Here is a 23,753-nt window from a genome sequence, read left to right on the forward strand (position 1 = left end):
AGGCAGTTCACAACGCCACGACTGGAGCTGTCATGCACGCCTCGGAAACCAAGATGTTCACCGGCACTCGCCTCGTTGCCCTGAGCCTGATCGCGCTTCTGGTCGCCGGCCTCGTAGCCCTGCGCCTCGACCGTGATGAGGACCTCCTCGCCGTCCCGGCTGGCGCAGTCGCGGGGGACCTTCCGCTCGAGCCGTGCGAGTTCCAGGCCGACAGCGGCTCATATCCCGCGGACTGCGGCTCACTCGTCGTGGCGGAGGACCCGGCGGACCGTGCGTCGCCGTTGCTCGCGCTGCCGGTGCTGCGTGTCCGCGCGCTGACCGACACCCCGCAGGAGCCGGTGTTCTTCCTCACGGGCGGCCCCGGCGAGTCGAATGTCGAGTTCGCCTCGCAGTTCGCCGAGCGGTATGTCGGGGACCGTGACTTCGTCGCGGTCGGCTACCGAGGCGCTGAAGGGTCCGTACGACTCGACTGCCCAGAGGTGTCCCGGGCGTCACGCGCGACGGACATCCTGAGCGACGCCTTCTTCACTGCTGTTGCTGATGCGTACGGTGCATGCGCCAGCCGCTTCGCCGACCAGGGGATCGACGTCGCCCGTTACGGCCTGGTCCAGCAGATCGATGACATGGAGGCCGCGCGCATCGCACTCGGCTATGACCGCATCAACCTGCTCAGCGAGAGCGCGGGAACCCGCACCGCAATGATCTACGGCTGGCGGCACCCCGAGTCGATCCACCGGTCGGTCATGGTGGGGGTGAACCCGCCGGGTAGGTTCCTGTTGGACCCGGCCATCACCGACGAGCAGCTCGCGCGGTTCGCCGCGCTCTGTGACGCCGACGACGCCTGCCGGGCACGAACGCCCGACCTGATGGCGACGATGCGAAGCACGACGGCCGACTTCCCCGGCCGCTGGGGACTCCTGCCGATCAGGGAATCGAACATCCGGGCGGCGACCCTGTACGGGTTGCTGGAGACGGAACCGACCGGGGCCCAGTCCGCCCCGATGATGATCGACACCTGGCTGTCAGCCGCCGACGGTGACACCAGCGGGTTCTGGTTCAACTCGGTCCTCGTCGACGTGCTGTTCCCGGACCTGTTCATCGCCGGTCAGCGCGCCGCCGCGGTAAGCATCGACTATCCAGCGGCGCGGGAGTACTTCGCCGACGGTCCTGGTGATCTGGCGAACCTCGGCCGCGCCGCGACGGCATCCCCCTGGGCTGCCGGGCGCTATGTCGATGCCTGGCCGGCCGCCGTGGAGGCAGAGCCCTACCAACAGGTGCGCACCTCGGAAGTCGAGACACTGCTCATCAACGGCGCGCTCGACGTCATGGCGCCGCCGCAGCTTGCAAGCCGCGACCTCATGCCGCATCTGCCGAACGGTAAGGAGGTCGTCCTCCCCAGCTTCGGACACACCACCAGCTTCCTCAACCAGCAACCGGAGGCGGGAACGCAGCTGGTGAACACCTTCTTCGACAGCGGCGCCGTCGACGTCTCGCGCTACCGGCCCGAATCGATCGACTTCACGCCCCCGTCCACGCATCGCCAGTACGCGCGGTTGGTCCTCACCGCGCTGCTCGGCCTCGCGACGATCATGGTGCTGTCGCTGGTCCTGGTCGCCCGACGCGTCCGCACCCGCGGCCGGATTGGCCCAGTCGCAGCGGCCACGTTCCGCTCGGTCTTGCCGGTCGTCCTGGGGCTGGGCGGCTGGTCGCTCGGGACGCTGATCGTCCTGTCGACCGTGCCTGGCCTGCTGATCACCGACCCGCTGGTCGTTGTTCCATCCGTCGCCGTACCGATCGGCCTGGCCATCTACTTCGCCTGGGTGCACCGCGGGTGGCCCGCTTCGACGAGGCGCGCCGGCGGTGCAGCCGTTGGCGCGGCGGCGCTCGCCGGGGCGTGGCTGGGCTTCCACGCGGCAACGGTCCCGCTCGCGCTCATGACCGCGATCGCAGGCGCGGTCGCCGGCGGCAACCTCGCGCTGCTCGTCTTCGACATGCGGGCCGGCCGCTCGGCGAGCGCGCCGCCGACCGACGCCACGGTGGACCTGCCTGATCCCGAGCCGGCAACGCCGACGATCGGCATGCCGTGAGCGGACCGCCGCCGAGCACCCCCGTGCAGCCGCCACGGACACCACGTCCTCACCTGACCCAACCGGCTCTACACCCCCAACTGCGAAGAGCCTGTTTCCGGTCCCGTTCCGGGCGCTGCCGAAGGAGCGGCAGTTCAAGAAGTACCAGGTGATCTCTCTTCTGGTACAGCGGGGGTCGAGCGACCGTAGGCCTGAGAGTTGGAAACCCGATCTCGAATCAATGCGCCTCGGTGATGTCATCGGAAGCGGAGGTGGATGGAAGAAGCGGTGGGAGATCGTCGAGCCGGTTGCCGAGACAACAACGACATGCGAGCTCTTCTCCGTGGCCTCCAAGCGGGGACAGGACGCTCCGTCGCTCGGTCTCGTTCGGCCCGTTGAGATCAGCGACCTGGTGGTCACGCCGAACCCCGACTACAGGCCCCGCGGAGTTGACGATGTCGATGTTGACCTCTTCGGCACGGAAACTGAACTGCTGGAAGCGACTCCTGTGGTCGCCAAGTACAGGTACCGCTGCGCGTACAGGGCGTGCAAAGGTCACGAGCAGTCCATCGTCGACTGGGAGTCAGGACAGTTCGCCCGCCGGAATCTCAAGCATCACACGATGCCAGAGGTCACGGAGATGCACCGGCGAAGGTTCCTCGACGAGATATGCGGTTCGACGAGAGACACGCTTTTCTACGTGGGCAACCAGCACCAACACCCGGCATCGTTCCTGGTACTCGGTTTGTTCTGGCCGCCGCAGAACTCGCGGCCACACCCCACGCTCTTTGACTAGCTTGCCACGCGCGCGCGAATTGAGGTGAGCGCATCGATCACGAGGCTTCGATGGCAGCAGCGCTGGTCCGCCTCGAAGCAGACGAGGACGACGGCCCCGTGCTCGAGCAGACTGCGTACCTTCTCGAGCGCTTTGGCTGCTTCGTCGGTTGCCAGGACATCATTCTTGAAACGCCGGTGAGCTGCGGTCGCGAGCGGCGTTCCGGGCGACGAGAACCCTGGCCGGTTGTCAACTGGATTTCCAAGGGCACGAAGGTGCACGTAGCCGAATCCAGCCCGGCCGAGGTGCTCACTCAACGCGCGCTTTGAGAAGCCTCTCTTCCGCGAGACGGGGTTCAGCCGGATATCGACCACATTGTGTGCACCAATCTTGGCGGCGTACGCGATGAGGTCATCTACGTTCCGACCCTCGTATCCCCAGCCGTGCAGTCCAGACTCGCCCTCGTACGCCATGCGCCCGATACTGCCAGGTGGCTGAGGGATCGCGGGGTTCACTTGGGGGATCGCCAGCGAGTGTGGCGCGCTCCACGTCACCTCCAGACGGTGTCGCGCCAGTTAACCCTGGCCTGGGCGAGGGACCGCAGTATGGAGACGGTGGTGATGCCGGACAGGCCGCGGGCAGGCATCAACTTCAGCAGTGACGGTGGTGGAGCTAGGGCGTGTCTCTTAATGCCTTGAGCCAGATGGTGATCGCTCGCAGGACGACGCCGCCGCGGTAGGTCAGGGCGAGCTTGTCGTAGCGGGTGGCCAGGGCGCGCCACTGCTTGAAGACGTTGAAGGAGCGTTCGACGACGTTGCGCCGCTTGTAGGCCTCTTCGTCGTAGGTGACGGGCCGGCCGCCCTTGGACCCGCGTCCCTTGCGGTTGGCGATCTGGTCGGAGCGTTCGGGGATGACGGCCTGGATGCCGCGCCGGCGCAGCAGCGCCCGGTTCGCCCTGGAGGAGTAGGCCTTGTCGGCCAGGGCCCGCACCGGCGTGGTCCGGGCCCGCCCAGGACCCAGCCGGGGCACTCTCACAGAGTTCATCAGGTGCTCGAACATTGGCGAGTCCCCGCCCTGCCCGGGTCCGAGCACCATCACCAGCGGGCGCATGTTGCCGTCGCAGACGTGGTGGATCTTCGTGCTCAGTCCGCCGCGGGAGCGGCCGATGGCGTGGTCAAGCGGCTCCTCGCCGGGTTTCATGTAATTCGACAGCTCCCCCTGTGTCCCTCGGGAGGTTCGTGGCGTGCTGGTGGGCACGGTTGATCGTGGAGTCCACCGACACCTCCCAGTTGACCAGTCCGGCCGCATCCGCCTGCGCGAGCAGGGCGGTGAGGATCTTGTCCCAGGTCCCGTCGCCGCTGAAGCGGCGGTGCCGCTTCCACACCGTCTGCCACGGGCCGAAGCACTCGGGCAGGTCCCGCCAAGCGATCCCGGTGCGGTAGCGGTAGACGATGCCCTCCACCACCGCGCGGTGGTCCCGGAACCGCCGTCCCCGACGGCCCTCCGAGGACGGCATCAACGGCTCGATCAACTCCCACTGGGCATCCGTCAGCACGGCATAACGTGACACCACCGCAGCGTTTCAGCCCAACGGCTCGACTATTGGGAGACACGCCCTAGGTGCTGATCTCGTCCGGTGCGAGCAAGAGGGAGATGGGTCGAGGCGTTGGCGGAGCATCTTGGCGGCGAGGCGTCTGGCGGTCTGGACGAGATTTCGATGGGCGCTCGACGAGGGCGCCTACATCATGGGACTCGTGCGGCAGGCGTTCGAGTACCAGATGGGCAGGGAACAATTTCACTGCGCCCCGGGCGATCGGTTCCACGCGAGTTCCACGCGTGTCGCCTGCCATGAGGATGGGACCGCCCTGAGCGGTTTTCTGCCAGCCGCATGGGACCACCTGGATTGCCAGTCATGGGACCACCCGGCGCGCCTTGCCGGTGGTCTCCTCGATGGCTCGTTGGATCGCCGCGTCAGCGTTGTCGGCGCGGAGGTTCGCGGGCGTGGGATTCAGGGAGGTCAGCGTGGTTGAGATCAAGGAAGTGCTGCGCGGGTGGCTGGAGGGGGCCGGGCTACGCACGGTCGCCGAGCGGGCGGGGGTGGACCGCAAGACCGCCCGCCGCTACGTCGCCGCGGCGCAGGCGGCCGGGCTGGAGCGGACCGCGGGGTTCTCGGCGGTGGACGATGACCTGGTCGCCGCCGTGGTGACCGCGGTGCGGCCGGCCCGCCCCAACGGTCACGGCGCCGCCTGGGAGGCGCTGCTGGCCCGGGAGGGGCAGATCACCGCGTGGGTGGCGGGCGACGGCAAGGACGCCAAGGCGTTGACGGTGGTGAAGATCCACGAGCTCCTCGCCCGGCAGGGGTGCGTGGTGCCGTACCGGACGCTGCACCGTTTCGTCACCGAGCGGTGCGGGTACCGGGCCAAGGAGACCACCGTCCGGGTCGATGACGGCGAGCCGGGCGTCGAGCTGCAGGTCGACTTCGGTCACCTGGGGTACCTGACCGACCCCGAGGACGGGCGGCGGCGCAAGGTCCACGCGCTGATCTTCACCGCCGCCTACTCCCGGCACATGTTCGTGTGGTTGACGTACTCCCAGACGCTGGCCGCGGTGATCGCGGGCTGCGAGGCCGCCTGGGCGTTCTTCGGTGGGGTGTTCAAGGTCCTGATCCCGGACAACCTCAAACCGGTCGTCACCGACGCCGACCCGGTCAACCCGCGCCTGTCGACGGGGTGGCTGGACTACGCCCAGCACGCCGGGTTCGGTACCGATCCTGCCCGGGTCCGCTCGCCGAAGGACAAGCCCCGGGTCGAGCGGGCCGTGCAGTACGTCCGCGGGAACTTCTGGGCCGGGGAGACCTTCCCCGACCTCGCCGTCGCTCAGCAGCGGGTCGAGGCGTGGTGCCGGGACCGGGCCGGGATGCGGATGCACGGCACCATCCAGGCCCGCCCGCTGGAGGTCTTCACCGCCGTCGAGGCCCCGGCGCTGCTGCCGGTGCCCGAGGTCTATGACGTGCCGGTGTTCACCTCGGTGAAGGTCCATCGCGACTTCCACGTCGAGGTCGCCCGGTCGTTGTACTCCGTCCCCGGGGCGTTCCTTGGCCAGCAGCTGCAGGCGCGAGCCGATTCCGAGCTGGTCAAGCTCTACCACCGCGGCACCCTGGTCAAGACCCACCCCAGGCAGCCGCCCGGGGTGAGGTCGACGGACAAGAAGGACCTGCCCGAGGAGCGGTCCGGTTACGCCCTGCGGGACCTGACCCGGCTGGTCGCCGCCGCCGCGTCCCACGGTCAGAACGTCGGGATCTACGCCGAACGGCTGCTGGACGACCCGCTGCCCTGGACCAGGATGCGGGCGGTCTACCGCCTCCTCGGCCTGGTCAAGCGCTACGGGCCCGGCCCGGTGGAGACCGCGTGCTCGCGGGCGCTGGACCTCGACGTCGTCTCGGTCACCAAGGTCGCCTCGATGCTCGAGAAGGCCACCGAGGACACCGTGCCGCTGCTGCCCGCCGCCGGCGTGGGGACGACGTCGAGGTTCGCCCGCGACCCGGGCGAGTACGCCACCCGGCCGGCGCCGCGTCCTGCCACTGGAGGGACCACCGCTGCCAGTGGCAGGACCACCGCTGCCAGTGGAGGGACCGCCCCGGCCAGTGGGGGGACCACCCCCGCTGCCACCGGTGGGACCGCCACGTTGACCCTGATCCGCGGCGGGCAGCCCGTCGCCGCCTTCGACGCCACCGAGCTCGAGGAGGAGTCTCGATGACCACCACGACGACTGCCCCAGCGCGGGCGACCCCAGCGGCCGGGCCGGTCGACCCGATCGGCGCCGACCTGGCCAAGATCCTGCGGACCCTGAAGCTCTCCGGCCTCAAGGACACCCTGCCCGAACGCCTGACCCTGGCCCGCCAGCAGCAGATGGGCCACGCCGCCTTCCTCGAGCTCCTCCTGGCCGACGAGGTCACCCGCCGCGAGTCCCGCTCGGCGATGCTGCGCGCGGCCAAGGCCGGCCTCGACCCGGCGATGCGGATCGAGACCTGGCACGACGCCCCCGACCTGTCCTACGACCGCACGCTGTGGTCGGACCTGACCACGTTGCGGTTCGCCGAGGCCGGCACCGGCGTGCTGGTCCTCGGGCCCGTCGGGGTCGGCAAGACCCACCTCGCCACCGCGCTGGGGCACATCGCGATCCGGCGCCGGATGACCGTGGCGTTCTACCGCGCCGACAAGCTCTTCACCCGGCTGCGCGCCGCCCGCCTCGACAACAGCCTCGAGGCCGAGGTCCGCCGCCTCACCGGCGTCGACCTGCTCATCGTCGACGACTTCGCCCTGAGGTCCCTGGACGCGACCCAGACCAACGACTTCTACGAGCTCGTGGTCGAACGGCACCGGAAGTCACCGACGATCTGGGTGTCCAACCGGGAGCCGTCCGAATGGCTCGCGATGACCACCGACGCCCTGCTCGCCCAGTCCGCCGTCGACCGGCTCACCTCAGGAGCCCACACCCTCGTCGTCGAGGGCCCCTCCTACCGCCAACGCGGGCGCGCCGTCGTTGACACCACCACGGAGGCCCGCAATGCTCACTGACACCTCCAGGTGGTCCCATGCTCGTGGCAACACGGTGGTCCCATCACGCTGGCAAGCGACAACGCGTGCGCCCCGATTCCACGCGAGTTCCACGCGTCTGCAACCGTCAGATGACTGCGGTTGACCACGTTCGCGATGAGGTGCAACGCTGGAGACTGCTCGTTGAGCACCGTTGATATTCCGCCGTTCCTGCACGATAGGACGTGGTCAGCGAGCGTTCGAGACGACGGACTCCGGGGAGTGCCGGGGGTTGCGAACCTCCGGGAGAAGGTCGAGGGTTCGAGTCCCTCTAGTGCCGTGTGTAGTTAGTAGATTTACGGTTGCCTTGCTGGGAGCATGGGGTATGGCGAATCGACCTGCCCCGGCCTTGGCACTGCGGGATGGCGACCGGGAGAAGTTGGTGCGGCTGACCCGGTCCTCCAGTGAGAGGGCCGGGCTCGCCCAACGAGCGCGGATCGTGTTACTGGCCGCGGAGGGGGTGTCGAACACCGCGATCGCGGACAAGGTCGGGGTGTCACGCCCGACGGTGCTGGACTGGCGTGGCCGGTACGCGCGCGAGGGCCTCACCGGGTTGGAGGACGACCCGCGCTCGGGGCGGCCGCGGACGATCGACCATCGTCAGATCGTCTCGGTCACGCTCGCCCCGCCGCCGAAGAAGTACGGGGTGACGCACTGGTCGAGCCGGCTGCTGGGCCGGCACCTGGGAATCAGCAACGGCACGGTGGCCAAGGCATGGCGCGACTATGGGGTCCAGCCCTGGCGCGAGGAGACCTTCAAGTTCTCCACTGATCCCGAGCTGGTCGCGAAGGTCACCGATGTGGTCGGGCTGTACCTGGCCCCGCCGGAGAACGCGGTCGTGCTGTGCGTGGACGAGAAGTCCCAGATCCAGGCTCTGGACCGCACCGCGCCGATGCTGCCGATGCAGCCGGGTCTGCCCGCCCGGCGGACCCACGACTACGTCCGGCACGGGACCTCGACGCTGTTCGCGGCGCTGGAGATCGCGACCGGCAAGGTCACCGCCGCGTGCAAGCCGCGCCACCGCCACCAGGAGTTCCTCGCGTTCCTCAAGCAGGTCGCACGCGCCTACCCCGACCAGGAGCTGCACCTGGTGATGGACAACTACGCCGCGCACAAACGGATCGAGATCCGCAAGTGGCTGGCCGCGAACCCGCGCGTGCAGGTGCACTTCACCCCGACCTCCGGGTCCTGGCTGAACCTGGTTGAGGTCTGGTTCGGGATCATCGAGCGCCAGGCCATCCACCGCGGCACGTTCGCCTCGGTCAAGGATCTCAACACCAAGATCCGCGTTTTCATCAACGGCTGGAACGACCGATGCCACCCCTTCGTCTGGACCAAGCCCGCTGATGAGATCCTCAAGAAGGCAAACCGTAAGAACACTTCAAACACGGACCACTAGCTCCACAATGTGATGTCGCAAGACATCCCGGACAGCCCGGACCCACGTTTGTGGGTCCGGGCTTTTCCGTTATCGGGGTTGGTAGTCGCGTGTGGGGTCGAGGGTGAGCTCGGCGCAGGATCTCGCCGGTGGTGGCGTCGGCGATGGTGATGTGCAGGTCTTGGATGACCATGACGACCGGGGTGCGGGCGTGGGCTCGGCCGACGCCGATGTGGTGCAGTCGGCCGTTGTAGCGCAGCGTGACTTTGCCCTGGCGGTCGATCTTGTCGGTGCGGACGCGGTTGTCCTTGCCGGCGGGTGAGCCGAGCGGGGCGGCCTTCGGGCGGGCGAGGTAGGCGGCCCGGGGTGTTCTGCCCGCGAGGGAGCGGTGCGGGTGGGCTTCCCCTCTTATCGTGGAGGCATCGCCCCCAAGGAGGAACGGCGATGGAGACGCGGCGGAGGTTCGACCGGGAGTTCAAGGAGGGCGCGGTGCGGATCGTCCGGGAGACCGGCAAGCCGATCGCGCAGGTCGCCCGGGAGCTGGGCATCAACGACGGCACGCTGGGGAACTGGGTCGAGCTCGACCGGCGGGCGCGCGAGGGCGGGGACGGCACGCTGGAGGAGAGCGAGCGCGCCGAGCTGCGCCGGCTGCGCAAGGAGAACGCCGAGCTGGCGATGGAGCGTGATGTGCTCAAGCGCTCGGTCGCCCTCTGGGTCAAGGAAGCGATGGGGCACTGAGCCTGGCTGCCTTCATCGCCGCCCAGAGGGCAGTGCACCACGTCCCGTACGCGGTGTCCTGCCGCGCCCTGGGGGTCTCCCCGGCCTGGTTCTACAAGTGGGTCGGCGGGGAGGTCTCGGTGCGGCGTAAGCGCCGGGCGGCGCTGGCCGCCCAGGTCGCCTATCTCTTCGCCCGGCACCACGGCACCTACGGCTCCCCGCGGATCACCGCGGACCTGCGTGCGGCCGGCTGGCGGGTCTCGGTGAACACCGTCGCGGCGCTGATGGCCGAGCAGCACCTGGCCGCCCGGCCCAAGCGCCGACGCCGCGGCAGCACGCGGGCCGACCGGCGCGCCCGCAAGGCCCCCGACGCCCTGGGCCGCGACTTCGCCCCGCCGCCGATACCCGATCAGCGCTGGTGCGGGGACCTGACCGAGCTGCCCACCGACGAGGGCAGGTTCTACCTCGCCGCGGTGCTGGACCTGCACTCGCGCCGCTGCGTCGGCTTCGCGATGGACGCCCACCACGACGCCCCGCTGGCCCGGGCGGCCCTGTGCGTGGCGATCGCGAGCCGCGGCGGGTCCGTGGCCGGCGTGGTCTTCCACTCCGACCAGGGCGGGGAGTACACCGGGGAGATCTTCGCCCGGGCCTGCCGCAGCGCCGGCGTGACCCAGTCGATGGGCCGCACCGGCTCCGCGCTGGACAACGCGGTCAGCGAGAGCTTCAACAGCACCGTCGAGTTCGAGCTGCTGCGCCGGCACCACTTCGCCACCCGCGAGCAGGCGCGCCGCGTGACCGCCGGATGGATCGATGAGTACAACACCACCCGCCGGCACTCCACCGACGCCATGCTCAGCCCCGTCGAGTACGAACGCTCCCTCGCCACCGGCCAGGGCCACCGGGACAAGCTCGCGGCATGAACCGCACCGCACAAGCAGGCGGAGGCGGCTGCGCCGCCCGATCTCATCCGGCGCACCGCCCGCGCGGCCCAGGGTGGCGGTGCCGCCCCTCCGGCCTCAAGGGTCGCTGCGCGATCGCTGCGCGACGGCCTCCGGCCGCCCTTGACCCCGGAGCCTCTGCGACCCCGCCCGCGAGCCAGGACGCGGACAGGACGCCCACTAATCAGGTCTCCACGGTTCCAGGGGATTGCCACGGGCGGGTGTCGTTGTAGTAGCTGACGAAGGCGTCGATCTGGGCCTGCAGCTGCTCCAGCGTGGTGGCGGGTTCGCGGGTGGTCAGGTGCTTCTTGAGGGTCTGCTGGAAGCGTTCGACCTTGCCCTGGGTCTGCGGGTGGTGCGGGGCGCCGTTCTTCTGGTGGACCCCGAGGGTGATGAGCAGGCGTTGGAAGGCGTTGCGGGCGCCGAGGGAGCGGGTGGTGTAGACCAGGCCGTTGTCGGTGAGCACGGTGGCCGGGATGCCGTGGACGGCGGTCGCGGCGGTGAACTCGGCGGTGACGGTAGTGCCGGTGACGACCCGGTGGGCGGTGACGGACAGGGCGTAGCGGGCGTGGTCGTCGAGGAAGGTCAGGACCTCGGTGTCGGTGCCGTCGGCGAGGCGGATATGGGTGAAGTCGGACTGCCAGCACTCGTTCGGTGCACTGGCCTGGAAGCGGATGTAGGAGGACTTCGGCCGCTTCTTGGGCTCGGGAGTGATCAGGCCGTGCCGGTGCAAGGTCCGCCAGGTGGTGGCCTCGGAGACGGTGAGGCCGTCCTGGGCGAGGTGGTGGGCGATGGTGGCGGGCCCATTGTCGTGGCCGGCATCGGTGAGCTCGGCGCGAAGGGCCACGATCGCGGCCGACGACCTCGTCGCTGATCGCTCGCGGGCTGGTGTGCGGGCGGCGGGAGCGGGGCTCGAGGGCGCTCTCGCCCTCGGCGCGGTAGCGGGTGAGGAGCTCGTAGATCCAGGACCGGGAGACCCCGTAGGTGGCAATCCCCTGGAACCGTGGAGACCTGATTAGTGGGCGTCCTGTCCGCGTCCTGGCTCGCGGGCGGGGTCGCAGAGGCTCCGGGGTCAAGGGCGGCCGGAGGCCGTCGCGCAGCGATCGCGCAGCGACCCTTGAGGCCGGAGGGGCGGCACCGCCACCCTGGGCCGCGCGGGCGGTGCGCCGGATGAGATCGGGCGGCGCAGCCGCCTCCGCCTGCTTGTGCGGTGCGGTTCATGCCGCGAGCTTGTCCCGGTGGCCCTGGCCGGTGGCGAGGGAGCGTTCGTACTCGACGGGGCTGAGCATGGCGTCGGTGGAGTGCCGGCGGGTGGTGTTGTACTCATCGATCCATCCGGCGGTCACGCGGCGCGCCTGCTCGCGGGTGGCGAAGTGGTGCCGGCGCAGCAGCTCGAACTCGACGGTGCTGTTGAAGCTCTCGCTGACCGCGTTGTCCAGCGCGGAGCCGGTGCGGCCCATCGACTGGGTCACGCCGGCGCTGCGGCAGGCCCGGGCGAAGATCTCCCCGGTGTACTCCCCGCCCTGGTCGGAGTGGAAGACCACGCCGGCCACGGACCCGCCGCGGCTCGCGATCGCCACGCACAGGGCCGCCCGGGCCAGCGGGGCGTCGTGGTGGGCGTCCATCGCGAAGCCGACGCAGCGGCGCGAGTGCAGGTCCAGCACCGCGGCGAGGTAGAACCTGCCCTCGTCGGTGGGCAGCTCGGTCAGGTCCCCGCACCAGCGCTGATCGGGTATCGGCGGCGGGGCGAAGTCGCGGCCCAGGGCGTCGGGGGCCTTGCGGGCGCGCCGGTCGGCCCGCGTGGTGCCGCGGCGTCGGCGCTTGGGCCGGGCGGCCAGGTGCTGCTCGGCCATCAGCGCCGCGACGGTGTTCACCGAGACCCGCCAGCCGGCCGCACGCAGGTCCGCGGTGATCCGCGGGGAGCCGTAGGTGCCGTGGTGCCGGGCGAAGAGATAGGCGACCTGGGCGGCCAGCGCCGCCCGGCGCTTACGCCGCACCGAGACCTCCCCGCCGACCCACTTGTAGAACCAGGCCGGGGAGACCCCCAGGGCGCGGCAGGACACCGCGTACGGGACGTGGTGCACTGCCCTCTGGGCGGCGATGAAGGCAGCCAGGCTCAGTGCCCCATCGCTTCCTTGACCCAGAGGGCGACCGAGCGCTTGAGCACATCACGCTCCATCGCCAGCTCGGCGTTCTCCTTGCGCAGCCGGCGCAGCTCGGCGCGCTCGCTCTCCTCCAGCGTGCCGTCCCCGCCCTCGCGCGCCCGCCGGTCGAGCTCGACCCAGTTCCCCAGCGTGCCGTCGTTGATGCCCAGCTCCCGTGCGACCTGCGCGATCGGCTTGCCGGTCTCCCGGACGATCCGCACCGCGCCCTCCTTGAACTCCCGGTCGAACCTCCGCCGCGTCTCCATCGCCGTTCCTCCTTGGGGGCGATGCCTCCACGATAAGAGGGGAAGCCCAAGGCGGCGGTCACCTCGGCGACGGGACGTTTCTGGATGACGACGGCGGTGAGGACCAGCCGGGGCAGAGAGGACATGCCCTACGGGTAGGGCCGGGTGGTGTCCGGGATGTCTTGCGACACGCTCCTGACCGCGGGCGCCCGACGGGGATGATGCGTCGTGGCCGAGGTGTCCGGGGCCGGCCATGGCGCGTGTCCGGGGTGTCCTGCGACATCTCGACTAGCTCGAACGGGCGCCGTCACGGACGCGTTGTCCAGGCGGGGTTGACGGTGTCCGGGATGTCTTGAGAGAGGTGTCCGGGATGTCTTGAACCAGGACACCTCTAGCTCCACAACGGGCCGCTGACCTGCGGAAACGCAAGCAGCGGCCATTCGTTGGTCCGAACTCGTTCGCAATAGTGGTGCGACCGAGTCCACGGTGGTTCAAGTTTGCCTGCTGTGGACTCGCGCCGTGGGTTTGGCCGGAGAGGATGCTTCTCGTGGCCGTCGCGAGGCGGGATTGATGCGCGGCCTGACTCCACTTCATTGTCTTGAGAAGCGCGCTGCAGGGCCTTCCCGCCGGCAGCGACTTCGGTGCGGAGGGTCTTAGATCCGGTCGGCGACCCAGTCGGCGATGAATGATGCGCCGGGGAGCATGTTGTCGCCTCCGACGTGTTCGATGCCGCCTTCTCGCGGTGTGAAGATGTGCAGTTCGCGATCGGGGCTGTTGGCGGCGTTCTGGTACTGGGCATGTGCGTATTCGATCGGGATCTGCCGGTCGTTGGAACCGTGGGTGACGAGAAAGGGCACGGTGATGTGCTCGACGACTCCCTCGAGGCTGATTCGCGGTGCGAATTCCATGAATGACTCAAAGTCGTTCTTGCCCCAGACCCATTGGACGTGCTCCCAGTAGTGCGGGACGGGGTTCTCACCTTCGCGGTCGGCGCGGCGGCGCTGGAGTTCTCCCCAGTTGTAGTTGGCGCCCCATGCGACGCACAGTGCGAACCGCTTCTCGAAGGCGGCGGCTCGTGGGGCGTAGTAGCCGCCGAGAGACCATCCGACGATGCCGATGCGGTTGGGGTCGACGTCGTCGCGGGTGAGCAGGTAGTCCACGCAGGCACCGGCCCAGGTCTCGCTCTCGGGCACGGCGGTGAGGCCACGCAGCCGCAGCGCCTCCCCGACGCCTGGGTGGTCGACGATGAGCATGGAGATGCCGCGCTTGGCGAGTTCGGTTCGTAGCGGGGCACCCCAGATCATCTCCTTGGTCGAGTCGAGCCCGTTCACGTGCACGATGACCGGCGTTTTCTCGCTCGCCTCAGGGGCCCGGTAGAACAGAGCCGGGAAGGCGGAGTCACCGAAGGGGATCTCCACTCTGGTCACCGGTTCAGCGCCGTGTTGGATGAACGCGTCAACTGCGTCGAGCATTTTTCGGTAGGCGACCTTGCGGCGCTCGTTGCCGACGCGTTGCATGCGCTCGCCGGTGAGGTAGTAGACGGCTGCGCGTTCGTACTTGGTCGCCGCGCTGAGGGTGTGCCCGGCTGCCAGGTCTTCCTCGGCGAGGCCCACCAGTCGGTCGCCTAGGTCCTCGTACGCCTCGAGGTAGGCCTCGGTGGCGTCGTCGCCGGAGGACGACAGCGGGATGACGGGGGCGATTGCGTCGAGCACCTCGTTGAGCTGGGCGCCGGTGTTCAGGGCGATGTTGGTCGACAGGTTCCAGACGTAATTGCCGGGGAAGGGTTCGAACACGGTTCCTGCTTTCTGATGTATTAAGGCTGCGGGTTCAAGGGGACGGCAGTTAGAGCGTGGCGGGTTCGGGGCCTGCCACGATGGTTTGGCTGATCGTTCCCAGGGGTCCGCCGTCGATGCGGACGACGTCGCCCGGGCAGAGGTAGGGGTACCTTTCGAAGCCGTGGACTCGGCCGAGCTCCAGGATGCAGCCGGTGCCGATCGTGCCGCTGCCGATGACGTCGCCCGATCGCAGTGTTGTGCCGCGGGAGGCGTAGGCCACCATCTGGGGGAACGTCCAGTGGATGGTCGACCAGTTGCCGCGGCTGTAGAGCCGGCCGTTGACGTGGACCGTGAAGTCGATGTCAAAGCCGCGCGGTGTGCGGAGGGGCTCGAGCTCGTCGGGCGTGATGAGCCACGGGCCGATCGTGGTCGCTGTGTCCTTACCTTTGGCTGGGCCGAGTCCGACGCGCATCTCACGCTCCTGCAGGTCCCGTGCGCTCCAGTCGCAGAGGATGGCGTAGCCCGCGATGTGGCGCTCTGCCTCAGAGGCGGGAATGTCGGACCCGGGGGTGCCGATCACGGCCCCGATCTCCAGCTCGAAGTCGAACTCGGACGAACCGGGGGCTACCGGGACGTCGGCGGACGGGCCGATGACGGCTGCGGGGTTGGAGAAGTAGAAGACCGGTTGCTGGTACCAGATGGGGTCGACCTGACGCCCCAGGGCGGACATCGAGGTGACGACGTGGTCCTCGAACGACATGAAGTCACGCAGTGATGGCGGAACGTCGACTGGAGAGTGCAGGTGAAGCCTCTCGAGGGGGATCGGTGCGGGCGCGGTGGCGCCGTCGAGGATCCCTGACCCGACCGAGCCGAGTGCTTCCGGCATGGTCACGCCGGCGGCGAGGGGGCGCACCCCTTCAGCTGTGAGCCATCCTGTTCGCACGGCGGCGTCGACGCCCTCCGAGTACCGAACCAACTTCATCGATGATTACCCCGTCCTGGCGCGCTCCTGCCGGCGGCACCTGGGCAAAGACTCCGATGACTGCGCGCGAACGAACAAGCATCTTCGGACGATGGGGTCCATCGATTTGGTCGATGGGTGAACCCCTCAGAGCTCTGCGGCCAGCCCGGCGAGCTGGTGGCGCAACCACGCGTGACCCGGGTCGGCGTTGTCCCGTGGTGACCACAGCATGAGCTCATGGATGGGGGGAATCTCATACGGGGGAGGGAGGACCTTGAACCGGAGATCTGCCATGAGGATGTCCGCGAGGCGTTGGTGGATCAGGGTGTACATGCGGGTGCCAGGCAGGAGGAACGGGGCCATCACGAAGGACTGAGCGACCATCATCGTGTTCCGAGCGAGTCCATCTCCGTCCAGGTGATCGTCGGCCAGGGACCGTAGGACTCCCTGGCTGGCGGCAAGGTAGGGCAAGGACGCGAACTGTTCCTGCGTGAGCTGGTCCGTGACGTCCGGGTGAGCGGCATCGACGACACACACATAGCGGTCCTCGAACAGCGGCTGTGAGCTGAACGGCCGGTTCCGGGGGAGCAACTCGCGCGGGTAGATCACCAGGTCAACCAGGCCCCGCCCGAGGTCGTCGAGGAGCCCGGCCTCGATTGGCCGGACCCGGATCTGGATTTGGGGAGCCTCCTTGGCCAGGCGCTCGAGCAATGGGCGCAGCAAGACCAGCGCGACGTAGTCACTTGCGATGACCGTGAAGATCCGATCGCTCTGCTCCGGATCGAACAAGCTCGCCCGATCCACCAGCGCCTGGATCTCCCTGAGCACCGCCGCCAGCGGTTCGCGGAGCGATTCCCCAAATGGTGTCGCCTTGAGGGAGCGCCCGTCCCGGACGAGCAACGGGTCGTCGAATATGGACCGGATACGGGCGAGGGTCGCACTCATGGCCGACTGACCGACGTGCAGCCGCTCCGCCGCGCGCGTCACGCTCTGCTCATCCAGGAGCGCGTCGAGCGCGACGAGAAGATTGAGGTCGAGGCTCGCCAGCTGCATGGACGGGAAGGGTAACCGCTCATCCATTGGCTCCATCGATGAATCGCATCAACTTCCGGGGATGGATTCTTCATGGCCCGCGTCCATAGCGTCCCGCTCCAAGGGCCGTAGGGGTCCATGGGACGAGGGAGTCGCATGATGGCTGTCAACAAGGTGCTCGTTATCGGTGCCGGCGTCGGCGGACTGGCCGCCGCCGCAGCACTCGGCCAGCGGGGCGTCGCCGTCGACGTCGTCGAGGTCCGGGAAGACGAACACGTGCTGGGCGTGGGGATCAACCAGCCGGGCAACTCGCTGCGTGCCCTGGACGCGTTGGGTGTGCTGGAGGACGTCCTCGCCGTCGGGTTCCCCTACGACGGGAACGACTACCGGGACTGGAACGACGAGCGGATCGTGCTGGTGCCGTCGAGCCTGGGCGACGGGAGGGTGCCGGCCAACTGCGCTCTCACGCGCAAGGAGCTGCACACGATCCTCCATGCTGCCGCCGACGCCGCCGGGGCCAGCGTCACGTACGGCGTGACGGTCGAGGCTCTGGAAGAGCGTGACGACTCCGTGGCCGTGACCCTCAGCAACGGGGACGTCGGCGTCTACGACTTGGTCGTCGCCTTCGACGGCGTGCGGTCGCCGATGCGTCGGCGACTGTTCGGGGACGCTTTCGAACCCGTGCACACCGGCTCGTCGGTCTGGCGGCTCCAGCTGCCTCGACCGGCCGACGTCACACGAACCACCCTGTGGCAGGGGGACCTGGTCAAGGGCGGGGTGATCCCGTTGTCCGCCGAGTCGATGTACATGCTGCTGGTCACCCGCGAGCCCGGTAACCCGCGCCATGCTCCGGAGGATTTCGGCGAGCTGCTGAGGGAGCGCCTCGCGGGGTTCTCGGGTCTGCTCGCCGACATCCGCGAGTCGATCACGTCCTCGCAGGGCATCGTCTACAGCCCTCTGGTGGAGGTGCAGGTGCCCCTGCCATGGCACAAGGGCCGCGTCATCGTGCTCGGCGACGCCGTACACACCGCGGTGCCGCACCTGACGCAGGGGGCCGGCATGGCGCTCGAAGACGCCGTGGTGCTCGCCGACGAGGTCACCCGCGACCGCCCTATCGAGGAGTCCCTCGTCGCGGTGGAGGCCCTCAGGTACCCCCGGGTCGACCTCGTTTTCAACGCCTCGCACGCGATTCTCGAGGCGGAGATGCAGGTCACCGCCGACGCGATTCCGGCGGCCGCCGCAGGGATGCGCGAGCACCTACCCGGTCAGACGGCTTTCGTCGAGGGCGTCCTCAACCAGCCGTTCCGCGCGCAGGCCGACCAGGCCGCCGTCAACTGACCCGACCACCCGCACCACTCACTGAGACGGAACACTATGAACAAGCTGCTCGGACACCTGGCCTACCTCGAGATCGCCAGCCCGGATCCCGAGGCGTCCGCCCGGTTCTACGAAGAGCGATTCGGCATGCGCGTCATCGACCGGATCGACGGCAAGATCTACCTGCGGTCCTGGGGCGACTACTACCGCCACAGCCTGGTCATCTCCGCCGGACCGGACGCCGCGCTGAAGACGATGGCCTGGCGCACCGAGAATGCCGAAGCCCTCGACGAGCTCGTCGAGCGTGTCGAGAACGTCGGAGGGGTGCGAGGGGAGTGGACCCCGTCGTCTCCCGGTGTCGGCCGTGCGTACAGCTTCACCGGCCCGTTCGGCCACAACATGACGCTGTTGTGGGAGATCGAGGACTACGTCGCCGAACCCGGCTACGAGTCCGTCTACCCCGATCGGCCGGAGAAGCGCAGCAGCCACGGCGCCGCCCCCAGGTTCCTCGACCACGTCACGATCGCCTGCTCCGACGTCGATGGCTTCGCCACGTGGTATGCGCAGACCCTCGGCTTCCGCATCATGGCCCGCACCGTCCTGGACGAGGCCCCGGTCACGGTGTTCTCGGTGCTCACCACGAACGAGAAGTCCCACGACCTCGGCATCGTGCTCGACACCTCCACCACCCCCGGGCGTCTGCACCACATCGCCTTCTGGGTCGACCACCCCGAAGACCTGGTCCGTACCGCGGACCTGCTGATCGAGAACGGCGTCCCGATCGAGTACGGCCCCTCGATTCACGGCATCGGCGAACAGCACTTCTTGTACTTCCGTGAGCCAAGCACGTTGCGCGTGGAGGTTAACTCCGGGGGCTACCGAAACTACGTGCCCGACTGGCGGGCGAGGACCTGGAAGCCGTCCGACGGGGCCAACAGCTTCTTCCGGAACTGGAACATGCCCGATTCCATGATGGAGGCGTTCCCCGCCGCGGCCGGCCTCACCGCCACCGAACAGGGTGCCTCCCCGGAACTCAGGGCGGCCTTGGCCAACCCGTGGTCCACGACCACCTCGGCACGCTGATGCCGCGCTTCGTCGACCTGTCGATCCCGTTCGAGAACGACGTCGCGGCCGATCCACCGTTCCAGCGGCTCAACATCGATTACTCACGGCACGAGGAGACCGCCGGCGACATCGCCGGCCTGTTCCCGGGCCTCAGCCCCGAGGACCTTCTTGACGGCCAGGGGTGGGCCGTCGAGAGGGTCACCCTGTCGACCCACAACGGCACGCACATCGACGCCCCGTGGCACTACCACCCGACGATGGACGGCGGTAAGCCCGCCTGGACCATCGACGAGGTGCCTCTCGATTGGTTCTTCAGGCCAGGGGTCAAGCTCGACTTCCGCGAGTTCGACGACGGCTACGTCGTTCAGCCGGAGGACATCGACGCCGCACTCGACAACATCGGGTACGAGCTGCAGCCCCTCGACATCGTCCTCATGAACACCTCAGCCGGCGCCGCCTACGGCCGCGACGACTACGTCAATCACGGATGTGGGTTCGGACGAGAGGCCACCCTGCACCTGACCTCCCTCGGCGCCCGCGTAGTCGGAACGGACGGCTGGAGCTGGGACGCGCCGTTCAAGGCAACGGCCGAGCGGTACGCCGAGACCGGCGACGCCTCTTTGATCTGGGAAGGGCACAAGGCCGGCGCCGAGGTCGGCTACTGCCAGATCGAGAAGCTCCACAACCTCGAGAGCCTGCCCCCGACGGGCTTCACCGTCGCCTGCTTCCCGGCCAGAGTCCGCGGCGCCTCCGCCGGCTGGACTCGAGCGGTCGCGATTGTGGACGACCCCGCCTGACTGCTTGCCGTCACCCCCATCAACACGCCTGACGTTCCGGCCCCGCCGGAACCCGATCTCGCGCGGCCCTCGCACGAGATCCCCTCATCACGGCTCAAAGGAGAGTCCCCATGACCCGACGATTGACGACCACACTTGGCGCTGCCGCCGCAGTGCTGCTCCTCACCGCCGCCTGCGGCAGCAGCGGGGCGGACACCCCGAAGACAGGGGCCGGCGAGAGCCGCACGACGGCCGGGCCGTCCGACGCGCCAGCCACCGAGGCCGGCGCGACCGGAGCGACCCTGGAGACTGACCTCGCCGGCACATCCGGGCAGGCACCGCAGGAGCCGGTCGAGACCGAGGATGGCATGAACGTCTGGGTCATCTCATGCGCCCAGCTGGCCGAGGGCTGCGCCGTTCCCGGGGCGGCTGCCCAGGAGGCCGGCGAAAAGCTCGGCTGGGACGTCACCGTCTTCGACGGCGCCTTCGGTGCTGGGGGCGCCTACACCACCGGGATCCGCCAGGCGCTCTCGGCGCAGGCAGATGCGATCATCCTTATCGCCGTCGACTGCAACCTCGTCCAGGGACCGCTGCGCGAGGCGCAGACCGCCAACGTCGCGGTCATTGGGGTGTTCTCCTTCGACTGCGACGATCCGATGATCGGGGGCGAGCCGCTCTTCGCCGGCAAGGTGCTCATGACCACCGAGCTGCCCGGGATTGCGGACTGGGCAAAGGGCTGGGGTGAGGCCAAGGGGCGGTGGATCGTCGACGCGACGGACGGGCAGGCCAAGGTGGTGAACACGGTCTTCGACGGCAAGATCCTCGGCACGTACCTCAACGACGGGCTCATGTCGGTCCTGGACGACTGCGAGGGTTGCTCCGTGGTGGAGGACGTGCACGTCGCAGACACCGACATCGGCTCAGGTGTGCTGCGCCAGAAGTTTGCGGCGGCCCTCACCGCGCACCCCGAGGCAAATGCGACGCACGCCGTCTACGACGCCTGGATGAGCGTGGCCGGGCTCGCGCAGGCGGTGAACGAGTCCGGCCGGGCGGCCAGCATCGCCGCCATGGGCGGGGAGGGCCTCACCCCGAACATGGAGTTCATCAAGAACGGGCGCGGGCAGAGCGCAGCCGTGGCCTACGACGCCTCCTGGGTCGGCTACGGCGCCATCGACACCGTCGCCCGGGTCCTCGCCGGGCAGGAGCCCCTGCCTCAGGGCATTGGCTGGCAGACGGTCGACACCGAGCACAACGTGCCCGACGGCGACAAGGGCTACCAGTCCGAGTACGACTTCCGGGCGGACTACCTCGCGGCCTGGGGCGTGCAGTGACGGCCCAGCTCGCGGCGACCGGGCTGCGCAAGACCTATGGCAGCACGGTCGCACTGGACGACGTCGGACTGGAGGTGCAGGCGGGGGAGGTCCACGCCCTTTTGGGCGCGAACGGCTCGGGCAAGTCGACGTTGGTGAAGATCCTCGCCGGGGTGGTCCCAGCGGACGCCGGGACCGTCGCCGTGGCCGGCCGTGCGGTATCTGCTCGGCATATCACGTCCGGCGACGCCCGGGACCTCGGGCTGCGGTTCGTGCACCAGGACCCGGCCGTGTTTGCTCACCTGAGCGTCGCGGAGAACCTGGCGCTCGGACACGGCTACGCCACCCGCGACGGCGGTCGAGTGGACTGGAAGGCCCAGCACGCCCGGGCACGGGACTTGATCGAACGCTTCGACCTCGGGTGCCACCCGAAGACGACGGTCGCGGAGCTCAGCCCGGCGAAGCGCACCATGGTCGCCATCGCACGGGCGCTCCAACATGACCTCGCCCGCGAGAGCGAGGGCGGGGTACTCGTCCTCGACGAGCCGACCGCCTCGCTGTCGGCGCGAGAGTCGGGGTTGCTGCTCGGCTGGGTCCGGCGCCTGGCCGGGCGGGGTACCGCCGTCGTGTACATCACGCACCGCCTGCATGAGATCGACGAGATCGCTGACCGTGTCACGGTGCTGCGCGACGGTCGCCGGGTCTTCACCGCTCAGCACGATCCTTCCCAGAGGGACCGCCTGATCGAGCACATCGCGGGCCGCGCGCTCGACGACGTCTACCCCGCCCGCCGCGCGGAGGCGCGCACGCCGCTCCTCCGCGTGGAGGGGTTGGCCGCTCGCGGACTCCGCGACATCAACTTCACCCTCGGACACGGTGAGGTGCTCGGCATCGCGGGATTCGTCGGCTCTGGTCGCAGCACTCTCCTCAAATCCCTGTTCGGGATCGTCCCCCGAAAGGGCATGGCCAGCCTGGACGGCGCGACGCTCCCGCCCGGGAGCATCCGCACCGCAATCCGTGCCGGGGTTGCGTACGTCCCCGAGGACCGGCTCGGTTACTCCGCGTTCGTGGACCTCTCACTGCAGGACAACATCTCGGCCGGCATCACCGCACGCTTCTGGCGTGGCTTCTGGATGGACGCCCGCCGGGAGCGGGCGGAGACACGGCACCTCATCAAGCTGCATGCCATCAAGGCCCACAGCGAGCACCAAGCTCTCTCCTCCCTCTCGGGGGGCAACCAACAGAAGGCCATCCTCGCCCGGTGGCTGCGACGCCAACCCCGTCTGATGCTCCTGGACGAGCCCACGCAGGGCGTCGACGCCGGCGCCCGGCGGGAGATCTACCGCTCGATCCGGGGCGCCACGGAGGGTGGCTCCGCCGCGATCGTCGTGAGTTCTGACTTCGAGGAGCTCGCGAACGTCTGCGACCGGGTCCTCGTGCTCCGTGACGGGACCATCCGGCATGAAGTCACAGCTAAGGAGCTCTCCTCGGCCCGACTTATCCAGCTCAGCCTCGCCACAACGAACGAAAGCGGAACCAGGTGACTCCCCGAACCGATACGGCCCCGCCTCAGCAGACGGACGCGGGCAGTCTCCCGACTGCCCGCGGCCACCGGCCCCACCAACTCCTCGAACGGTACGGTTTGCTGCTCGCGTTGGCCCTGGTCCTCATGATCTTCAGCGTCTACGGGGCTACCCGTGCCGTGTTCCCCACCGGGGCGAACGTGACCACGACGATCGGCAACTCCGCCGTCATCGCCCTGGTTGCCCTGGCGACGGTCGTGCCCTTCCGGGCCGGCTTCCTGGACCTGTCGGCGAGCGCCGGCGCCGGGCTGGCCTCGGTCGCCACGGCAGCGGCCATGTCCCACTTTCACGCCCCGCTCTGGCTGGCCATCGCCTGCGGGATCCTCACCGGCGTGCTCATCGGGGTCGTCAACGGCCTGCTTGTCACGGTGGCCAAACTGGACGTCTTCATTACCACGCTCGGCATGGCCACGCTGCTGGGCGGCTTCCTGCAGTGGTACACGGGCGGAGCCCCCATCACCACCGGGTTGTCCCTCGCCCTCCAGGACTTTGGATCGCTGACCTGGCTAGGTGCGCCCCGGCTGCTGTTCCTGCTCGTCCCGGCCATCGTCCTGACATGGTTCTTGCTCGAGCAGACCCCGTTCGGTCGCGAGCTGACCGCAATCGGCTCCAACCCCCGGTCGGCCCGCCTGGTCGGGATCCGCACGAATCGGGTCGTGTTCGTCAGCTTCGTGACGAATGGACTCCTCGTGGGGACCGCGGGTGTGCTGCTCACAGCCCGGTCCGGTGGCGCGGACCCGCTGACGGGACCGGGACTGATGTTCCCCGTGCTGGCCGCGGTGTTCCTCGGCATGACGACCATCCGTCCCGGGCAGGCGAACGTCGTGGGCACCGTCGTCGGAGTCCTGTTCGTGGCGTTCACGGTCAGCGGCCTGAGCATCGCCGGTGCGCAGTCCTGGGCCAGTCCTGTGTTCAACGGGGCGGCACTGGTCGGGGGCATCGCCATCTCGACATACTTCGGCAGGCACCGGCGGGCGGCTTGAGTTTTCCCGCACCAACGGGATGGCCCATGCACTCCTCAAACCCTGATTACGTGGTGGCTCCACGCCGCCGATGTCCTCTACACGCGAGCCGCG

The 23,753-nt window shown here is 68.9% G+C and carries 22 protein-coding genes and 1 pseudogene; 14 read left to right on the forward strand and 9 right to left on the reverse strand.

Annotation, left to right across the window (positions count from 1 at the left end; translation table 11 throughout):
- Window positions 1–32 precede the first annotated feature (32 nt).
- A complete protein-coding gene (locus tag ACF0H8_RS11335; RefSeq protein WP_395289022.1) occupies window positions 33–2,087 on the forward strand; it encodes an alpha/beta hydrolase in 2,055 nt (684 codons plus the stop codon).
- 148 nt (window positions 2,088–2,235) lie between these two features.
- Window positions 2,236–2,862 carry a hypothetical protein gene (locus tag ACF0H8_RS11340; protein ID WP_395289023.1) on the forward strand — a complete coding sequence of 209 codons (627 nt, stop codon included), beginning with the start codon at window positions 2,236–2,238 and terminating at the stop codon, window positions 2,860–2,862.
- Here ACF0H8_RS11340 and ACF0H8_RS11345 read toward each other — a convergent pair.
- Together ACF0H8_RS11345 and ACF0H8_RS11350 are read right to left on the reverse strand one after the other, a co-directional pair.
- Entirely contained in the window at window positions 2,859–3,314 is a 456-nt protein-coding gene (locus ACF0H8_RS11345; protein WP_395289024.1) for a DUF488 family protein, read from the reverse strand. The genes ACF0H8_RS11340 and ACF0H8_RS11345 overlap by 4 nt on opposite strands.
- Before the next feature lie 199 nt (window positions 3,315–3,513).
- Window positions 3,514–4,411, reverse strand: a protein-coding gene (locus tag ACF0H8_RS11350) for an IS5 family transposase (RefSeq protein ID WP_395290875.1) whose coding sequence is annotated in 2 segments (ribosomal slippage) — window positions 3,514–4,074 and window positions 4,076–4,411 — 897 coding nt in all. Because the reading frame shifts where the segments join, the coding sequence is not laid out codon by codon here.
- A gap of 452 nt (window positions 4,412–4,863) precedes the next feature.
- On the opposite strand from ACF0H8_RS11350, the gene istA reads away from it, so the two are divergent.
- The 6 genes from istA (at window position 4,864) to ACF0H8_RS11380 (ending at window position 10,451) form a co-directional block, all read left to right on the forward strand.
- Window positions 4,864–6,597 carry an IS21 family transposase gene (istA, locus tag ACF0H8_RS11355; RefSeq protein ID WP_395289025.1) on the forward strand — a complete coding sequence of 578 codons (1,734 nt, stop codon included), beginning with the start codon at window positions 4,864–4,866 and terminating at the stop codon, window positions 6,595–6,597.
- Window positions 6,594–7,418 (forward strand): ATP-binding protein, encoded by an 825-nt coding sequence (locus ACF0H8_RS11360; protein ID WP_395289026.1) that lies wholly within the window; start codon window positions 6,594–6,596, stop codon window positions 7,416–7,418. The genes istA and ACF0H8_RS11360 overlap by 4 nt, the downstream gene beginning before the upstream one ends.
- Window positions 7,419–7,761: 343 nt before the next feature.
- Complete coding sequence (locus ACF0H8_RS11365; RefSeq protein ID WP_395289027.1) at window positions 7,762–8,835, forward strand: IS630 family transposase; 1,074 nt, start codon at window positions 7,762–7,764, stop codon at window positions 8,833–8,835.
- 103 nt (window positions 8,836–8,938) lie between these two features.
- A complete protein-coding gene (locus ACF0H8_RS11370; protein ID WP_395289028.1) occupies window positions 8,939–9,136 on the forward strand; it encodes a hypothetical protein in 198 nt (65 codons plus the stop codon).
- 122 nt (window positions 9,137–9,258) lie between these two features.
- Complete coding sequence (locus ACF0H8_RS11375; RefSeq protein WP_395288084.1) at window positions 9,259–9,552, forward strand: transposase; 294 nt, start codon at window positions 9,259–9,261, stop codon at window positions 9,550–9,552.
- Between the two features lie 14 nt (window positions 9,553–9,566).
- On the forward strand, window positions 9,567–10,451 hold the full coding sequence (locus tag ACF0H8_RS11380) for an IS3 family transposase (RefSeq protein WP_395290876.1): 885 nt from the start codon (window positions 9,567–9,569) through the stop codon (window positions 10,449–10,451).
- A gap of 202 nt (window positions 10,452–10,653) precedes the next feature.
- Here the strand turns inward: ACF0H8_RS11380 and ACF0H8_RS11385 are convergent, their stop codons facing one another.
- The 7 genes and pseudogenes from ACF0H8_RS11385 to ACF0H8_RS11415 form a co-directional block, all read right to left on the reverse strand.
- Window positions 10,654–11,316, reverse strand: coding sequence for a DDE-type integrase/transposase/recombinase (locus ACF0H8_RS11385; protein WP_395289029.1), 663 nt, complete (start codon window positions 11,314–11,316; stop codon window positions 10,654–10,656).
- Between the two features lie 70 nt (window positions 11,317–11,386).
- Window positions 11,387–11,545: pseudogene (locus ACF0H8_RS11390) on the reverse strand (hypothetical protein); the annotation flags it as partial.
- Between the two features lie 141 nt (window positions 11,546–11,686).
- A complete protein-coding gene (locus tag ACF0H8_RS11395) occupies window positions 11,687–12,613 on the reverse strand; it encodes an IS3 family transposase (protein ID WP_395290821.1) in 927 nt (308 codons plus the stop codon).
- Entirely contained in the window at window positions 12,586–12,879 is a 294-nt protein-coding gene (locus ACF0H8_RS11400; protein WP_395288084.1) for a transposase, read from the reverse strand. The genes ACF0H8_RS11395 and ACF0H8_RS11400 overlap by 28 nt, the downstream gene beginning before the upstream one ends.
- A 632-nt stretch (window positions 12,880–13,511) precedes the next feature.
- Window positions 13,512–14,651, reverse strand: a complete 1,140-nt coding sequence (locus ACF0H8_RS11405) for an alpha/beta hydrolase family protein (RefSeq protein ID WP_395289030.1) — start codon at window positions 14,649–14,651, stop codon at window positions 13,512–13,514.
- 49 nt (window positions 14,652–14,700) lie between these two features.
- Window positions 14,701–15,615 (reverse strand): fumarylacetoacetate hydrolase family protein, encoded by a 915-nt coding sequence (locus ACF0H8_RS11410; protein WP_395289031.1) that lies wholly within the window; start codon window positions 15,613–15,615, stop codon window positions 14,701–14,703.
- 126 nt (window positions 15,616–15,741) lie between these two features.
- Entirely contained in the window at window positions 15,742–16,647 is a 906-nt protein-coding gene (locus ACF0H8_RS11415) for a LysR family transcriptional regulator (RefSeq protein ID WP_395289032.1), read from the reverse strand.
- Window positions 16,648–16,785: 138 nt separating this feature from the next.
- On the opposite strand from ACF0H8_RS11415, the gene ACF0H8_RS11420 reads away from it, so the two are divergent.
- The 6 genes from ACF0H8_RS11420 to ACF0H8_RS11445 all read left to right on the forward strand — a co-directional run bounded on the left by ACF0H8_RS11420 (window position 16,786) and on the right by ACF0H8_RS11445 (window position 23,660).
- Window positions 16,786–17,964: an FAD-dependent monooxygenase gene (locus tag ACF0H8_RS11420; RefSeq protein ID WP_395289033.1), complete on the forward strand. Its 1,179-nt coding sequence runs from the start codon at window positions 16,786–16,788 to the stop codon at window positions 17,962–17,964.
- Between the two features lie 36 nt (window positions 17,965–18,000).
- Window positions 18,001–19,026, forward strand: coding sequence for a VOC family protein (locus tag ACF0H8_RS11425; RefSeq protein ID WP_395289034.1), 1,026 nt, complete (start codon window positions 18,001–18,003; stop codon window positions 19,024–19,026).
- Complete coding sequence (locus tag ACF0H8_RS11430; protein ID WP_395289035.1) at window positions 18,999–19,805, forward strand: cyclase family protein; 807 nt, start codon at window positions 18,999–19,001, stop codon at window positions 19,803–19,805. Before ACF0H8_RS11425 ends, ACF0H8_RS11430 begins: the two co-directional genes overlap by 28 nt.
- A 110-nt stretch (window positions 19,806–19,915) precedes the next feature.
- The gene (locus ACF0H8_RS11435; protein WP_395289036.1) at window positions 19,916–21,115 is read left to right on the forward strand and encodes a sugar ABC transporter substrate-binding protein; all 1,200 of its coding nucleotides are present in this window, start codon (window positions 19,916–19,918) and stop codon (window positions 21,113–21,115) included.
- Window positions 21,112–22,638 carry a sugar ABC transporter ATP-binding protein gene (locus tag ACF0H8_RS11440; RefSeq protein WP_395289037.1) on the forward strand — a complete coding sequence of 509 codons (1,527 nt, stop codon included), beginning with the start codon at window positions 21,112–21,114 and terminating at the stop codon, window positions 22,636–22,638. The genes ACF0H8_RS11435 and ACF0H8_RS11440 overlap by 4 nt, the downstream gene beginning before the upstream one ends.
- A 98-nt stretch (window positions 22,639–22,736) precedes the next feature.
- On the forward strand, window positions 22,737–23,660 hold the full coding sequence (locus ACF0H8_RS11445) for an ABC transporter permease (RefSeq protein ID WP_395289038.1): 924 nt from the start codon (window positions 22,737–22,739) through the stop codon (window positions 23,658–23,660).
- The last annotated feature ends 93 nt before the right edge of the window (window positions 23,661–23,753 follow it).

Origin of the sequence: Georgenia sp. AZ-5, from assembly GCF_043952095.1 — a bacterium.
Lineage (GTDB): Bacteria > Actinomycetota > Actinomycetes > Actinomycetales > Actinomycetaceae > Georgenia.